Origin of the sequence: Pseudomonas sp. NFACC14 (genome assembly GCF_900106885.1) — a bacterium.
Taxonomy (GTDB): domain Bacteria; phylum Pseudomonadota; class Gammaproteobacteria; order Pseudomonadales; family Pseudomonadaceae; genus Aquipseudomonas; species Aquipseudomonas fluorescens_AA.
Window position 1 is genome coordinate 17,318 of record NZ_FNOA01000022.1, and the last position, 14,179, is coordinate 31,496.

General features: G+C 61.2%; 15 protein-coding genes. 11 read left to right on the top strand and 4 right to left on the bottom strand.

The genetic code is table 11. From position 1 onward, the window contains the following. Positions 1-90 precede the first annotated feature (90 nt). The 4 genes from BLU85_RS24430 (at position 91) to BLU85_RS24445 (ending at position 4,624) form a co-directional block, all read left to right on the top strand. Positions 91-2,529, top strand: a complete 2,439-nt coding sequence (locus BLU85_RS24430; protein ID WP_060740549.1) for a Lon protease family protein — start codon at positions 91-93, stop codon at positions 2,527-2,529. Positions 2,530-2,840: 311 nt separating this feature from the next. Next, positions 2,841-3,182, top strand: a complete 342-nt coding sequence (locus tag BLU85_RS24435; protein ID WP_013694243.1) for a PA4575 family protein — start codon at positions 2,841-2,843, stop codon at positions 3,180-3,182. Positions 3,183-3,314: 132 nt separating this feature from the next. Continuing rightward, a complete protein-coding gene (locus BLU85_RS24440) occupies positions 3,315-3,803 on the top strand; it encodes a TIGR00645 family protein (RefSeq protein ID WP_025215565.1) in 489 nt (162 codons plus the stop codon). Positions 3,804-4,006: 203 nt separating this feature from the next. Further along, positions 4,007-4,624, top strand: coding sequence for a BamJ family beta-barrel-assembly machinery protein (locus BLU85_RS24445; RefSeq protein ID WP_003205746.1), 618 nt, complete (start codon positions 4,007-4,009; stop codon positions 4,622-4,624). A gap of 135 nt (positions 4,625-4,759) precedes the next feature. Here the strand turns inward: BLU85_RS24445 and BLU85_RS24450 are convergent, their stop codons facing one another. The 3 genes from BLU85_RS24450 to BLU85_RS24460 form a co-directional block, all read right to left on the bottom strand. After that, positions 4,760-5,017, bottom strand: a complete 258-nt coding sequence (locus BLU85_RS24450; RefSeq protein ID WP_003205743.1) for a PA4570 family protein — start codon at positions 5,015-5,017, stop codon at positions 4,760-4,762. Between the two features lie 205 nt (positions 5,018-5,222). Further along, a complete protein-coding gene (locus BLU85_RS24455) occupies positions 5,223-5,564 on the bottom strand; it encodes a zinc ribbon domain-containing protein YjdM (RefSeq protein ID WP_053123983.1) in 342 nt (113 codons plus the stop codon). 198 nt (positions 5,565-5,762) lie between these two features. After that, a complete protein-coding gene (locus BLU85_RS24460) occupies positions 5,763-6,731 on the bottom strand; it encodes a polyprenyl synthetase family protein (RefSeq protein ID WP_092204228.1) in 969 nt (322 codons plus the stop codon). A 239-nt stretch (positions 6,732-6,970) separates the two neighbouring features. Here BLU85_RS24460 and rplU point away from each other — a divergent pair, with 239 nt between their 5' ends. The 5 genes from rplU to BLU85_RS24485 all read left to right on the top strand — a co-directional run bounded on the left by rplU (position 6,971) and on the right by BLU85_RS24485 (position 10,867). Then, positions 6,971-7,285, top strand: a complete 315-nt coding sequence (gene rplU, locus BLU85_RS24465; protein ID WP_003176051.1) for a 50S ribosomal protein L21 — start codon at positions 6,971-6,973, stop codon at positions 7,283-7,285. A 35-nt stretch (positions 7,286-7,320) separates the two neighbouring features. Beyond that, positions 7,321-7,578 (top strand): 50S ribosomal protein L27, encoded by a 258-nt coding sequence (gene rpmA, locus BLU85_RS24470; protein WP_003205738.1) that lies wholly within the window; start codon positions 7,321-7,323, stop codon positions 7,576-7,578. Between the two features lie 190 nt (positions 7,579-7,768). Further along, a complete protein-coding gene (gene cgtA / locus BLU85_RS24475) occupies positions 7,769-8,992 on the top strand; it encodes an Obg family GTPase CgtA (protein ID WP_092204229.1) in 1,224 nt (407 codons plus the stop codon). 282 nt (positions 8,993-9,274) lie between these two features. Continuing rightward, on the top strand, positions 9,275-10,393 hold the full coding sequence (gene proB, locus BLU85_RS24480) for a glutamate 5-kinase (protein ID WP_072411890.1): 1,119 nt from the start codon (positions 9,275-9,277) through the stop codon (positions 10,391-10,393). 9 nt (positions 10,394-10,402) lie between these two features. Next, the gene (locus BLU85_RS24485; protein ID WP_030140286.1) at positions 10,403-10,867 is read left to right on the top strand and encodes a CreA family protein; all 465 of its coding nucleotides are present in this window, start codon (positions 10,403-10,405) and stop codon (positions 10,865-10,867) included. 172 nt (positions 10,868-11,039) lie between these two features. Here BLU85_RS24485 and rpsT read toward each other — a convergent pair whose 3' ends face one another. Then, a complete protein-coding gene (rpsT, locus tag BLU85_RS24490; protein WP_003185593.1) occupies positions 11,040-11,318 on the bottom strand; it encodes a 30S ribosomal protein S20 in 279 nt (92 codons plus the stop codon). Positions 11,319-11,572: 254 nt separating this feature from the next. Between rpsT and murJ the strand changes: the two genes are divergently transcribed. Together murJ and ribF are read left to right on the top strand one after the other, a co-directional pair. Continuing rightward, positions 11,573-13,111, top strand: coding sequence for a murein biosynthesis integral membrane protein MurJ (murJ, locus tag BLU85_RS24495; RefSeq protein WP_092204230.1), 1,539 nt, complete (start codon positions 11,573-11,575; stop codon positions 13,109-13,111). A gap of 129 nt (positions 13,112-13,240) precedes the next feature. Beyond that, positions 13,241-14,179: a bifunctional riboflavin kinase/FAD synthetase gene (gene ribF, locus BLU85_RS24500; RefSeq protein WP_170847636.1), complete on the top strand. Its 939-nt coding sequence runs from the start codon at positions 13,241-13,243 to the stop codon at positions 14,177-14,179.

Genomic DNA, 14,179 nt, shown 5'->3' on the forward strand with positions numbered 1-14,179 from the left:
ACTATGCTTTGGCCTGAGACGCTCCTTGCCAGTCAGGTGCAGGCAGCGCCAGAATGCCGCTATCTGCCCCGCCTGATGTAAGGAAGCCCGATGCCTGATCCTGTTGCTGCCAGCTTGCGTCTAGCGCCCGAAGCGCTGACCCGTCCGTTTTCCGCTGAACAGTTCAGCTTCTCTACCACCAATGATCTGGAGCCCTTCCGCGGTGTGCTTGGCCAGGAACGTGCGGTCGAAGCCTTGCAGTTCGGCGTGGCCATGCCGCGCCCCGGTTACAACGTATTTGTCATGGGCGAGCCCGGCACCGGCCGGTTTTCCTTCGTCAAACGCTATCTCAAGGCCGAAGGCAAGCGCCTGCAGACCCCGGCGGACTGGGTCTACGTCAACAATTTCGATGAGCCCCGCGAGCCCCGTGCCCTGGAACTGCCGTCCGGCACGGCCGGTGCGTTCATCGGTGACATCAACGGCTTGATCGACAACCTGCTGGCGACCTTCCCGGCGGTGTTCGAGCACCCGTCCTACCAGCAGAAAAAAAGCGCCATCGACCGTGCTTTCAACCAGCGCTACGACCGGGCCCTGGATGTGATCGAGCGCCTGGCGCTGGAGAAGGATGTCGCGCTGTACCGTGACAGCAGCAACATCGCCTTCACGCCGATGAGCGAAGGCAAGGCCCTGGACGAGGCGGAATTCGCCCAGTTGCCGGAGGCCGAGCGCGAGCGTTTCCACGAGGACATCTCCGGCCTGGAAGAGCGCTTGAACGAAGAACTCGCCAGCCTGCCGCAATGGAAGCGCGAGTCCAGCAACCAGTTGCGCCAGCTCAACGAAGAAACCATCACCCTGGCCCTGCAACCGCTGCTGGCGCCGCTGTCGGAAAAGTACGCGGAGAACGCCGCGGTCTGTGGCTACCTGCAAGCCATGCAGGTCTATCTGCTCAAGACCGTGGTCGAGCAACTGGTGGACGACAGCAAGACCGACGCCATCGCCCGCAAGCTGCTGGAGGAGCAGTACGCGCCAAGCCTGGTGGTCGGGCATCCGTCCAGCGGTGGCGCGCCGGTGGTGTTCGAGCCGCACCCGACCTACGACAACCTGTTCGGCCGGATCGAGTACAGCACCGACCAGGGCGCGCTCTACACCACGTACCGACAGCTGCGTCCGGGTGCCTTGCACCGGGCCAATGGCGGTTTCCTGATCCTTGAAGCGGAAAAAATGCTTGGCGAGCCGTTCGTGTGGGATGCGCTCAAGCGTGCCCTGCAATCGCGCAAGCTGAAGATGGAGTCGCCCCTGGGTGAGCTGGGACGCCTGGCCACGGTGACCCTGACGCCGCAGCACATCCCGTTGCAGGTCAAGGTCGTGATCATCGGCGCCCGCCAGCTCTATTACGCCTTGCAGGACCTGGATCCGGACTTCCAGGAAATGTTTCGCGTGCTGGTGGATTTCGACGAAGACATCCCGATGGGCGACGAGAGCCTGGAGCAGTTCGCCCAGTTGCTCAAGACCCGCACTTCGGAAGAAGGCATGGCGCCGCTGACCGCCGACGCGGTGGCGCGCCTGGCGACCTACAGCGCCCGGCTGGCCGAGCACCAGGGGCGCTTGTCGGCGCGCATCGGCGACCTGTTCCAACTGGTCAGCGAGGCGGACTTCATCCGCCAGCTGGCCGGTGACGAGATGACCGATGCCGGCCATATCGAACGTGCCCTCAAGGCCAAGGCCACCCGCACCGGACGCGTCTCGGCGCGGATCCTCGACGACATGTTGGCGGGGATCATCCTGATCGACACCGCGGGTGCGGCCGTGGGCAAATGCAACGGGCTGACGGTGCTGGAGGTCGGCGATTCGGCGTTCGGCGTGCCGGCGCGGATTTCCGCCACGGTGTACCCGGGCGGCAGCGGCATCGTCGACATCGAGCGGGAGGTCAACCTTGGCCAACCGATCCACTCCAAGGGCGTGATGATCCTCACCGGTTACCTGGGCAGCCGTTATGCCCAGGAATTCCCGCTGGCGATCTCGGCCAGCATCGCCCTGGAGCAATCCTACGGTTACGTGGACGGCGACAGCGCGTCCCTGGGCGAGGCGTGTACGCTGATCTCGGCCCTGTCGAAGACGCCGCTGAAGCAGTGCTTTGCCATCACCGGTTCGATCAACCAGTTCGGTGAAGTGCAGGCGGTGGGTGGCGTCAACGAGAAGATCGAAGGCTTCTTCCGACTTTGCGAAGCCCGGGGGCTGACCGGTGAGCAGGGGGCGATCATTCCCCAGGCCAACGTCGCGACGCTGATGCTCGACGAGAAAGTGCTGGCCGCCGTGCGCGCCGGGCAGTTCCACGTCTATGCGGTGCGTCAGGCCGATGAAGCCCTGAGCCTGTTGGTGGGCGAGCCTGCCGGTGAGCCAGATGAAAACGGCGAGTTCCCGGAGGGCAGCGTCAACGCCCGGGTGGTGGAGCGGCTGCGGGTGATCGCGGAAATGATCAGCGAAGACGACATCAAGGAAGCGGAAAAGGAACTGGCGCAGCAGGCCTTGGCGGAGGCCAAGCCGGCCTGATTGCGGCGTTTCCATGTGGGACCCTGTGGGAGCGAGCTTGCTCGCGATAGCGGAGTTTCAGTCACTCATCAGTCGACTGTCACACTGCTATCGCGAGCAAGCTCGCTCCCACAATTTTTGAGTTGCTTCAAAAAAACGTCGCCACTTTGGCGTCAATATTCACACTATGACCGCTCGGCGCATTCTGGTCTCCAAAACCCATGGGACCGGAACTTTTCTTCTATCCTCAGCTCAAGGATAACGAGAGTCATCATTGGATCGAAACAGCCTCTTCCCGAGACTGAATACCGGATCTACCGAGGGGCGCCGCCATGTCGCGCAACCTTTGCCTCACTCGTCAATGCCTGGGCCTTGTCACCCGTATCGAATGCGCCATCCGCCCCCTGGCGGGAGATACCGGTATGTGGACCTTGCTCTTCGCCGCCGGAATGGCTGGCGAACAACCCTCCGCCATCAAGGCCCAGGGGCCATTCCCCGGCCCGACTGCCGCCGAATCCATCCTCGACACCATTGTGCAGAGCCTGACCTTGCACGGCTATGAGCTGGCCGACGACCCGCAGATCTGGTCCTTGCACATGCAGGCCCAACTGCGTGAAATCAATGGAGGCCGTTGTCGCAATGTCGGCGGCTTCGAGTTTCGTCCGCTGCATTGAAGGCCATCGCCGCACGGGCACTCGCAGAAAAATTTTGACACAAGAGCAGGGACCAGGGATGGCCCCGGCATTTGTGGGGCAGGTCGTGGCTGATATACTCGCCGCGATTTTTCAGCCCTGGTGTGAGACTCAATGGAACGCTTTATCGAAAATGCAATGTATGCCTCCCGTTGGCTGCTGGCGCCGATCTATTTCGGGCTGTCCCTGGGCTTGCTGGCCTTGGCGCTGAAATTCTTCCAGGAAGTGTTTCACGTCATCCCCAATGTGTTCGCCATGGCCGAGTCCGAGCTGATCCTGGTGCTGCTGTCGCTGATCGACATGGCGCTGGTGGGCGGCCTGCTGGTGATGGTGATGATTTCCGGCTACGAGAACTTCGTTTCGCAACTGGACATCGATTCCGACAAGGAAAAGCTCAACTGGCTGGGCACCATGGACTCTTCATCGCTGAAGATGAAAGTCGCCGCCTCGATCGTGGCGATTTCCTCCATCCACTTGCTGCGCATTTTCATGGACGCCAAGAACGTCGATCCCGAGCACTTGATGTGGTACGTGATCATCCATATGACCTTCGTGGTCTCGGCCTTTGCCATGGGTTACCTGGACAAGCTGACCAAGCACTGAGGCCCGTTCCTCGCGCTGGCGCAACGCCCGTCTGGCGAACTGCAGGCGGGCGTTGTCGTTTCTGGCGGGTTGCTTTGACGTGAGGGCTCGTCACCCGCCGTGGCATCTGTGCTAGTCTGCTCGCCCTTTTGGTTCCGGGCGCTCCGGGAGGCGCTGTGTCACACACGGCCACTCTCGAGCCGTCCGCACAGCGGAGCAGCATCATGTCCGAAGTTAACCTGTCCACCGACGAAACCCGCGTCAGCTACGGCATTGGCCGTCAGTTGGGCGACCAACTGCGCGACAACCCGCCGCCGGGTGTCAGCCTGGACGCGATCCTGGCCGGCCTGACCGACGCGTTCGCCGGCAAGCCAAGCCGCGTGGGCCAGGACGAGATGTCCGCCAGCTTCAAGGTCATTCGTGAAATCATGCAGGCCGAAGCAGCCGCCAAGGCTGAAGCCGCTGCGGGTGAAGGGCGTGCGTTCCTGGCGGAAAACGCCAAGCGCGAAGGCATCACCACCCTGGCTTCCGGCCTGCAGTTCGAAGTGCTGACCCAGGGTGAAGGCGCCAAGCCGACCCGTGAGGACCAGGTACGTACCCACTACCACGGTACCCTGATCGACGGCACTGTGTTCGACAGCTCCTACGATCGTGGCCAGCCAGCCGAATTCCCGGTAGGCGGCGTGATCCCAGGCTGGACCGAAGCACTGCAGCTGATGAATGCCGGCAGCAAATGGCGCCTGTACGTGCCGAGCGAACTGGCTTACGGCGCTCAAGGCGTTGGCAGCATTCCGCCACACAGCGTGCTGGTGTTCGACGTCGAGCTGTTGGACGTGCTGTAAGACCCTGTCCGGTTTTACCGCCGGACAAAAAACTGTGGGAGCGAGCTTGCTCGCGAAAGCGGACAGTCAGTCGACATTCTCGTTACTGACACACCGCCATCGCGAGCAAGCTCGCTCCCACAGGGTTTGCCTGCTTCATCCGTGGAATCTGCCGCTGAAATCACCCGTAGGGCGCAACGCCCGGGCATAGCAGAACAGGAACAGATTGCGCACCAGCTCCTTGAGCACCAGCGGCTCACTGGAATTGAGGCTGTTGAGGTCCAGGTCTCCTTGGTCCTGCAGCTCGTTCAAGGCTTCTTCTTCAAGCACCGCACAGACTTCCCCGGTTTCCCGATGCAGAATCCTGAGGTAGGGATGTGGGCGGTCCAGCCAGGCATCGATCAAATAAGTCATGGTTCTCATCTCCTTGATGGATTCGATGAGAATAATTCTTATTCGCTAAATAGCAAGTCTCTATTGGCGTTGCGATTGTTTTTCTGACGATGGGTTGTGCTAGCTCAAGGCGGCTGGCACTTGGCTAACGCCCGGGAAATGGGACTCAAGCGGGGAGGGTGAAGCTCCATCCCACACGCGGGGCATGGGATGGAATGCAGCCGAATCAGACTTTTCTGACGAACTCGGATTTGAGTTTCATCGGGCCGATACCGTCGATCTTGCAATCGATATCGTGGTCGCCATCGCACAGGCGGATGTTCTTGACCTTGGTGCCGACCTTGACCACCAGCGAGGTGCCCTTGACCTTGAGGTCCTTGATCACGGTGATGGTGTCGCCGTCCTGCAAGACATTGCCGACCGAATCTTTCTTCACGGTGTCGTCGGACGCCGCTTCAGCTTCGCCGCTGGCGGACCATTCGTGGGCACACTCCGGGCAGACCAGCTGGGTGCCGTCTTCGTAGGTGTATTCGGAATTGCATTTCGGGCAGGGAGGCAACGTGCTCACTAAGGTTCCTTGGTGTCAGGAGGGCAAAAGGGCGCACATTATATAGGGTTTTAGGCCGCAGAGGGCAGGGCGGTGAAAAACCCTTGCGGGAGCGAGCTTGCTCGCGATAGCGCTGGATCAGCAAACATTGGCGCTGATTGACACACCGCTATCGCGAGCAAGCTCGCTCCCACAGGTTTCCCACAGGTTTTAATGCAATCAGTGAGTACGGGCCACCGCAAACTCACTCAATTCCACCAGCGCATCGCGGTATTCGCTGGGCGGCAGGGCGTCGAGGCATTTGATCGCGCGGGCGACGTAGTCCCGGGCCAGTTTCGCGGTGTACTCCAGCGAGCCGGAAGCTTCGACCGCGATACGGATGCTTTCCAGGTCTTCGATCCCGCCTTTCTGGATCGCCTGGCGTACCAGCGCCGCCTGCTCTGGCGTGCCTTCGCGCATGGTGTAGATCAGCGGCAGGGTCGGCTTGCCTTCGGCCAGGTCGTCACCGACGTTCTTGCCCAGGGTCTCGGCATCGCCCTTGTAGTCGAGCAGGTCGTCCACCAACTGGAAGGCCACGCCCAGGTGATCGCCGAACGTGCGCAATGCTTCGCTCTGCTCGGTACTGGCGCCGGCCAGGGCAGCGGCGCTGTGGGTCGAGGCCTCGAAGAGCATCGCGGTCTTGCCGCGAATGACTTCCATGTAGGTCTCTTCCGTGGTGCTGGCATCGCGTACCTTGGACAACTGCAGCACTTCGCCTTCGGCGATGATGCGCGTGGCCTGGGACAGGATCTTCATCACCGGCATCGAGCCCAGCTCGACCATCATTTCGAACGAGCGCGAATACAGGAAGTCGCCCACCAGCACGCTCGGGGCATTGCCCCACATGGCGTTGGCGGTCGAACGGCCACGGCGCATGCCGGACATGTCGACCACGTCGTCGTGCAGCAGGGTCGCGGTGTGCAGGAATTCGATGGTAGCGGCCAGCAGGCGCATGTCGTCGCCTTCGCGACCCAGGGCCTTGCCGCACAGCAGTACCAATAAAGGACGCAGGCGTTTACCGCCCGCCGAAGTGATGTAGTCGCCGATTTTCGATACCAGAGGCACGCGGGAAGTCAGCTGCTTCTTGATGATGCCGTCGACGGCGTTAAAATCGTCCGCCACCGCGCGGTAGAAAGCTTGGGGTTGCATCAGCGACAGGTGCTCCAGAAGGGTTGCGCGGCATGCTAGGACCCCCACCCAGGCCTGTCAAGGCACGATGGACGGCTACTTGCAAGGCTCGAACAGCTTGCGTACAATCGCGCACCCTGAACTTCCTGGGCAGCACCTGCCTTACGCAATTGCATCCGGGCCTTCCAGCCCATGCAGCCATGCCAGCCAATACCTCTTCTTATAAAGCGCTGGGTGAGCAGGATTATCGGAGAAATACCATGTCGTACGCAGTAATTGTTACTGGTGGCAAGCAATACAAGGTCGCCCCAGGTGAATACCTGAAGATCGAAAAACTGGAAATCGCTACCGGCGAATCCGTGACTTTTGATCGCGTTCTGTTGGTCGCCAATGGCGATGACGTGAATATCGGCGCTCCAGTCGTTGCTGGCGCTACCGTTGTGGCTGAAGTGATCTCCCAAGGTCGTCACGATAAAGTCCGCATCATCAAGTTCCGTCGTCGTAAGCACCACATGAAGCGCATGGGCCACCGCCAGTGGTACACCGAGATCAAAATCACCGGTATTCAGGCTTAATTTCAGCCTAATTCCTCACTAGGAGAATTGAACTCATGGCACACAAAAAAGCTGGTGGTAGTACCCGTAACGGTCGCGACTCAGAAGCCAAACGCCTTGGCGTGAAGATGTATGGCGGCCAGGCTATCAAAGCAGGCAACATCATCGTGCGTCAGCGCGGCACCCAATTCCACGCTGGCTACGGCGTGGGCATGGGTAAAGATCACACCCTCTTCGCTAAAGTCGAAGGCGTGATCAAGTTCGAAGTAAAAGGCGCCTTCGGTCGTCGTTACGTAAGCGTTATCGCAGCTTAATTGCGAGACCGCTGGAAAAGCCCTGTCTTGCGACGGGGCTTTTTCGTTTGTGGGGTGAGTCTCTTGCAAAACTGTTTGTATGGGCTGTCGGCGCTGCGGTTGGGGCGTGTCATCAGGTCGCTGCGCTCATTTTTGCAAGAGTCTTATGTCTTGTTTTTTTGGCTCGTCCGTATGGCGAGAGGCGTGTGTCATGAAGTTTGTTGATGAAGTATCGATTCGAGTGAAGGCCGGCGACGGCGGCAATGGTTGCATGAGTTTCCGTCGGGAAAAATTCATTGAAAACGGCGGCCCGAACGGCGGTGACGGGGGGGACGGCGGCTCGATCTACATGCTCGCCGACGAAAACCTCAACACCCTGGTGGACTACCGTTACACCCGGCACTTCGATGCCGAGCGTGGCTCCAACGGCGGCAGCACCGACTGCACCGGCAAGAAGGGCGAAGACCTGATCCTGCGTGTGCCAGTCGGCACCACAGTGATCGATTCGGCCACCCAGGAAGTGATCGGCGACCTGACCAAGGCCGGCCAGCGTCTGTTGGTCGCCCATGGCGGCTGGCACGGCCTGGGCAACACCCGCTTCAAGTCCAGCACCAACCGCGCGCCGCGCCAGACCACGCCAGGCAAGCCCGGCGAGCAGCGTGACCTGAAGCTGGAAATGAAAGTGTTGGCCGATGTGGGCCTGCTGGGCCTGCCAAACGCCGGTAAAAGTACCTTCATTCGTTCGGTGTCGGCGGCCAAGCCGAAAGTGGCCGATTACCCGTTCACCACCCTGGTGCCGAACCTGGGCGTGGTCAGCGTCGACCGCTGGAAGAGTTTCGTGATCGCCGACATTCCAGGGCTGATCGAAGGGGCTTCCGAGGGCGCGGGCCTGGGGATTCGTTTCCTCAAGCACTTGTCCCGTACCCGCCTGTTGCTGCACCTCGTCGACATGGCGCCGCTGGATGAAACCGACGCCGCCGAGGCTGCCGAAGTCATCGTCAACGAGCTGACCAAGTTCAGCCCGGCCCTGGCCGAGCGTGATCGTTGGCTGGTGCTGAACAAGTGCGACCAGATCCTCGAAGAAGAACATGAGGAGCGGGTCAAGGAAATCGTCGACCGCCTGGAGTGGGAGGGTCCGGTCTATGTGATCTCGGCCATCGCCAAAGAAGGCACTGAGCGCCTGTGCCACGACATCATGCGTTACCTGGAAGATCGTGCCGACCGCCTGGCCAACGATCCGGCCTACAAGGAAGAACTGGCCGAGCTCGACCAGCGCATCGAAGACGAGGCCCGTGCCCAGCTGCAGGCACTGGACGACCAGCGCGCCCTGCGTCGCAGTGGCGTCAAGTCGGTCCATGACATCGGTGACGACGATTGGGACGAAGAAGATGTGGATGATGAAGACGGTCCGGAAATCATCTACGTTCGCGACTGATCTTGTGCTGGCGTGAAGCCAGGACCTATGGGAGCCCTGTGGGAGCGAGCTTGCTCGCGATAGCGGTCTGTCAGTTGACATGGTCGTTAGCTGACACGCCGCTATCGCGAGCAAGCTCGCTCCCACAGGTTCAAGTGTTTCAGCGCAGTGTTATCATCGCCGGCAAGCCGGTTCCCAAGGCGCCGCTCATTCGAGCGGCGTTTTGGTATCTGTAAAACGCAAATACGAATAATCCCATGGGCGGCGCTGGGTCGCGCCGTTCGCTGGCAAAGGTTGAAGATGATGCGGAGCAAGGTGACGGGTGCGCGGCGCTGGGTCGTGAAGATCGGTAGCGCACTGCTGACGGCGGATGGCAAGGGGCTGGATCGCCAGGCAATGGCGGTGTGGGTCGAACAGATGGTGGCCTTGCATGAGGCTGGCGTCGAGTTGGTGTTGGTCTCTTCGGGGGCTGTGGCAGCCGGTATGAGCCGTTTGGGCTGGACGTCGCGACCCAGCGCGATGCATGAGCTGCAGGCGGCCGCCGCCATCGGCCAGATGGGCCTGGTGCAGGCTTGGGAGTCGAGCTTTGCCGAGCACGGTCGCCATACGGCGCAGATCCTGCTGACCCACGACGACCTGTCCGACCGCAAGCGCTACCTCAATGCCCGCAGTACCTTGCGGGCGCTGGTGGAGCTGAAGGTCATCCCGGTGATCAACGAGAACGACACGGTGGTCACCGACGAGATCCGTTTCGGCGATAACGACACCCTGGCCGCGCTGGTGGCGAACCTGGTGGAGGCGGACCTGTTGGTGATCCTCACGGATCGCGACGGTATGTTCGACGCCGATCCGCGCAATAACCCCGATGCCAAGCTGATCTACGAAGCCCGTGCCGACGACCCGGCGCTGGACGCGGTGGCGGGTGGCACAGGCGGTGCGCTGGGGCGTGGCGGCATGCAGACCAAGCTGCGTGCGGCACGTCTGGCGGCGCGCTCCGGGGCTCACACCATCATTGTCGGCGGCCGGCTGGAGCGGGTGCTGGATCGTCTGAAGGCGGGCGAGCGCATCGGCACCTTGCTGTCCCCTGAGCGCGGCATGCTGGCGGCGCGCAAGCAGTGGCTGGCCGGGCACCTGCAAACCCGTGGCACGCTGGTGCTGGATGCGGGTGCCGTGACGGCGTTGTCCCAGGGCAACAAAAGCCTGCTGCCGGTGGGTGTGAAGCTGGTCCAGGGCAGTTTCCGTCGCGGCGAAATGGTCGTGTGCGTGGCGCCGGACGGTCGCGAGATCGCCCGTGGCCTGGCCAACTACAGCGCCCTGGAAGCGCAGAAAATCATCGGTCAATCGTCTGATGCGATTGTCGGTCTGTTGGGTTACATGGCGGAGCCTGAACTGGTCCACCGTGACAACCTGATCCTCGTCTAAGGAAAAATCATGGGTTTGGCAAAAGGATTGATCGGCTTGCTGCTGGCGGTGCCGCTGCTGGCGTCGGCCGAGGAAATTGGCCAGGTGTCGACGGTATTCAAGTTTGTCGGGCCGAACGACCGGATCGTGGTCGAGGCATTCGATGATCCCAAGGTCGATGGCGTGACCTGTTACCTGTCGCGGGCCAAGACCGGCGGTGTAAAAGGCGGCCTGGGCCTGGCCGAGGATCGCGCCGAGGCGTCCATCGCCTGTCGCCAGGTCGGGCCCATCAGCTTCAAGGGTGAGCTCAAGGATGGCGAGGAGGTGTTCCGCGAGCGCACTTCGCTGGTGTTCAAGACCATGCAAGTGGTGCGTTTTCTCGACAAGAAGCGCAATACGCTGGTGTACCTGGTCTACAGCGACCGCGTGATCGAGGGCAGCCCGCAGAATGCAGTGACGGCTATCCCGATCTTGCCGTGGGCTCGCGCTCAATAAGCGGCATATAGCCCTGTGGGAGCGAGCTTGCTCGCGATGGCGGTGCGTCAGTAACAACGATTTGTTTGATGCTCCGCCATCGCGAGCAAGCTCGCTCCCACAATGTTCTGAATGAAGAATCCCGGGCAATAAAAAACCGACCCTGAGGTCGGTTTTTTAACGAGCGCGTCGCTTAGGCAGCAGCGGCAACGTTCAGGGCCTTTACGTGGCCATTCAGGCGGCTCTTATGACGAGCAGCCTTGTTCTTGTGGATGATGCCTTTATCGGCCATACGGTCGATAACTGGCACAGCCAGAACGTAAGCAGCTTGAGCTTTTTCAGCGTCTTTTGCGTCGATGGCCTTGACTACGTTCTTGATGTAGGTACGGACCATGGAACGCAGGCTGGCGTTGTGGCTGCGACGCTTCTCAGCCTGTTTTGCACGTTTTTTGGCGGAAGGTGTGTTGGCCACCGTCGAGCTCCTCGAAAGACTTTTTGGGAAATAGCAAACAAAATAGGCCGCGAATCATGCCGATGAGTTGAAGTCTTGTCAAGGGCGGGTGACGCGTTCCGCTGAATGGCAGGTGCTGCGCACCGAAGGATTTCTTTCCGGCGTGCGACCTGTAAACTCGCGGGCTTTGGCTCTGCACTGTTTAGCGGCGCGGAGTATCGCACAAGTGGGCGCGTTGTTCGCCTGCTGTTTATCGACAGGCAAAAACTCTTTTCATGAATCTGCTCAAATCGTTGGCCGCCGTCAGCTCTATCACGATGCTTTCCCGCATCCTGGGGTTCGTTCGCGATACGCTGATCGCACGGATATTCGGCGCCGGGATGGCGACGGACGCCTTCTTCATCGCCTTCAAGCTGCCCAACCTGCTGCGGCGGATCTTCGCCGAAGGCGCCTTTTCCCAGGCCTTCGTGCCGATCCTGGCGGAATATAAAAGCCAGAAAGGCGATGAGGCAACCCGTACATTCATTGCCTACGTCACCGGTCTGCTGACCTTGGTGCTGGCGCTGGTCACGGCCGCCGGCATGCTCGCCGCGCCCTGGGTGATCTGGGCCACGGCGCCGGGCTTCACCGACACCCCGGAAAAATTCCAGCTCACCGCGGACCTGCTGCGGGTGACCTTTCCTTATATATTGCTGATTTCCCTGTCGTCCCTGGCCGGGGCGATCCTCAACACCTGGAACCGCTTTTCCGTGCCGGCCTTTGTGCCGACCTTGCTCAACGTCAGCATGATCGTCTTCGCCGTGTTCCTGACACCGTACTTCGACCCACCGGTGATGGCCCTGGGCTGGGCGGTGCTGGTGGGGGGGCTGGCGCAACTGCTCTATCAACTGCCGCACCTGAAAAAGATCGGCATGCTGGTGCTGCCGCGCCTGAACCTGCGCGATAGTGGCGTGTGGCGAGTGATGAAGCAGATGCTGCCGGCGATCCTGGGGGTATCGGTGAGCCAGATTTCCCTGATCATCAACACCATCTTTGCCTCGTTCCTGGTGGCCGGCTCGGTGTCGTGGATGTACTACGCCGACCGCCTGATGGAGTTGCCGTCCGGCGTGCTGGGCGTGGCCCTGGGCACGATCCTGCTGCCCACCCTGGCCAAGACCTACGCCAGCCAGGACCGCCACGAATACTCGCGAATTCTCGATTGGGGCCTGCGCCTGTGCTTTGTGCTGGTGCTGCCGTGTTCCCTGGCGCTGGGGATCCTGGCCGAGCCGTTGACCGTCTCGTTGTTCCAGTACGGCCAGTTCAATGCGTTCGACGCCTCGATGACCCAGCGTGCGCTGATCGCTTACTCGGTGGGTTTGCTCGGGATTATCGTGATCAAGGTGCTGGCGCCAGGGTTCTACGCCCAGCAGAACATCCGCACGCCAGTGAAGATCGCCATTTTCACCCTGGTGATGACCCAGTTGTTCAACCTGTTGCTGATCGGTCCGTTGGCTCATGCCGGCCTGGCCCTGGCGATCAGTGCCGGCGCTTGCCTCAACGCCGGTCTGCTGTTTTATCAACTGCGCAAGCAAAAGATGTATCAGCCGCAGCCGGGCTGGGGCAAGTTCGGCCTCAAGTTGCTGGTGGCCGTGGCCGTGATGTCGGCGGTCCTGCTGGGGGCGATGCATTTCATGCCGGCCTGGGGCGAGGGGCAGATGCTCGAGCGTTTCCTGCGCCTGGGGGGGCTGGTGGTTGCCGGTGTGGTGGCGTATTTCGGTATGTTGCTACTGATGGGCTTCCGCCTGCGCGACTTCAATCGCAAGGCCTTGAGCTGAGGGCGAGCCCTCGATAATCCCGGGCCGGGCAGCGGTTTTGTCGGTTCGATCACTTTGGGGTGCGGTGTTGCCTGTCGTCGGCCGCCGGGTGTGGTTATAATCGGCCACTTTATGAGCAAGAAGCGCGTTATGCAGCTGGTTCGAGGCCTCCACAACCTGCGCCCCCAGCATCGGGGCTGTGTCGCCACTATTGGCAACTTTGACGGTGTTCACCGTGGCCACCAGGCTATCCTGGCGCGACTGCGCGAGCGTGCGCTGGAGTTGGGCGTGCCCAGCTGCGTGGTGATTTTCGAGCCGCAGCCACGGGAGTTTTTCGCCCCGGACACCGCCCCGGCCCGTCTGGCCCGGTTGCGGGACAAACTGCAACTGCTGGCCGCCGAAGGTGTCGACCGGGTCCTGTGCCTGGCCTTCAACCAGCGCCTGAGCAAGCTCAGTGCCGCCGAGTTCGTCGATACCATCCTGGTGGACGGTCTCGATGTGAAGCATCTGGAAGTCGGCGATGATTTCCGTTTCGGCTGTGATCGGTCCGGGGATTTCGATTACCTGCAACAGGCAGGTATCGTCCAGGGTTTCACCGTCGAAGCGGCGCAGACCGTCGAGATGGATGGCTTGCGCGTCAGCAGTACCCAGGTCCGTAATGCCCTGGCGGCGGCTGATTTCGCATTGGCCGAGCGCTTGCTCGGCCGGCCGTACCGGATTGCCGGGCGGATCCTGCACGGGCAGAAGTTGGCGCGCCAATTGGGCACGCCGACGGCCAACGTGCAGCTCAAGCGTCGTCGCGTGCCGCTGACCGGGGTGTTCCTGGTGAGTGTCGAGATCGACGGCAAGACCTGGCCCGGCGTCGCCAACATCGGCGTGCGCCCCACGGTCCAGGGCGATGGCAAGGCCCACCTTGAAGTACATGTTCTGGATTTTGCCGGCGATCTGTATGACCGGCGTTTGACGGTGGTTTTCCACCATAAGCTGCGTGAAGAGCAGCGTTTTGCCTCTCTGGAGGCGCTCAAGACGGCGATCCATGCAGATATCGCCGCCGCCCGTGCCCTTGTCGCAACCAGCGCCAATCGCTAA

Excerpts from the sequence above, each read along its gene's own strand:
- BLU85_RS24430 (WP_060740549.1), top strand. The coding sequence starts at position 91 with ATGCCTGATCCTGTTGCTGCCAGCTTGCGTCTAGCGCCCGAAGCGCTG.
- BLU85_RS24435 (WP_013694243.1), top strand. The coding sequence starts at position 2,841 with ATGTCGCGCAACCTTTGCCTCACTCGTCAATGCCTGGGCCTTGTCACC.
- BLU85_RS24445 (WP_003205746.1), top strand. The coding sequence starts at position 4,007 with ATGTCCGAAGTTAACCTGTCCACCGACGAAACCCGCGTCAGCTACGGC.
- ribF (WP_170847636.1), top strand. The coding sequence starts at position 13,241 with ATGCAGCTGGTTCGAGGCCTCCACAACCTGCGCCCCCAGCATCGGGGC.
- rplU (WP_003176051.1), top strand. The coding sequence starts at position 6,971 with ATGTCGTACGCAGTAATTGTTACTGGTGGCAAGCAATACAAGGTCGCC.
- BLU85_RS24460 (WP_092204228.1), bottom strand. The coding sequence starts at position 6,731 with ATGCAACCCCAAGCTTTCTACCGCGCGGTGGCGGACGATTTTAACGCC.
- murJ (WP_092204230.1), top strand. The coding sequence starts at position 11,573 with ATGAATCTGCTCAAATCGTTGGCCGCCGTCAGCTCTATCACGATGCTT.
- rpmA (WP_003205738.1), top strand. The coding sequence starts at position 7,321 with ATGGCACACAAAAAAGCTGGTGGTAGTACCCGTAACGGTCGCGACTCA.
- BLU85_RS24485 (WP_030140286.1), top strand. The coding sequence starts at position 10,403 with ATGGGTTTGGCAAAAGGATTGATCGGCTTGCTGCTGGCGGTGCCGCTG.
- BLU85_RS24440 (WP_025215565.1), top strand. The coding sequence starts at position 3,315 with ATGGAACGCTTTATCGAAAATGCAATGTATGCCTCCCGTTGGCTGCTG.
- cgtA (WP_092204229.1), top strand. The coding sequence starts at position 7,769 with ATGAAGTTTGTTGATGAAGTATCGATTCGAGTGAAGGCCGGCGACGGC.
- proB (WP_072411890.1), top strand. The coding sequence starts at position 9,275 with ATGCGGAGCAAGGTGACGGGTGCGCGGCGCTGGGTCGTGAAGATCGGT.
- BLU85_RS24450 (WP_003205743.1), bottom strand. The coding sequence starts at position 5,017 with ATGACTTATTTGATCGATGCCTGGCTGGACCGCCCACATCCCTACCTC.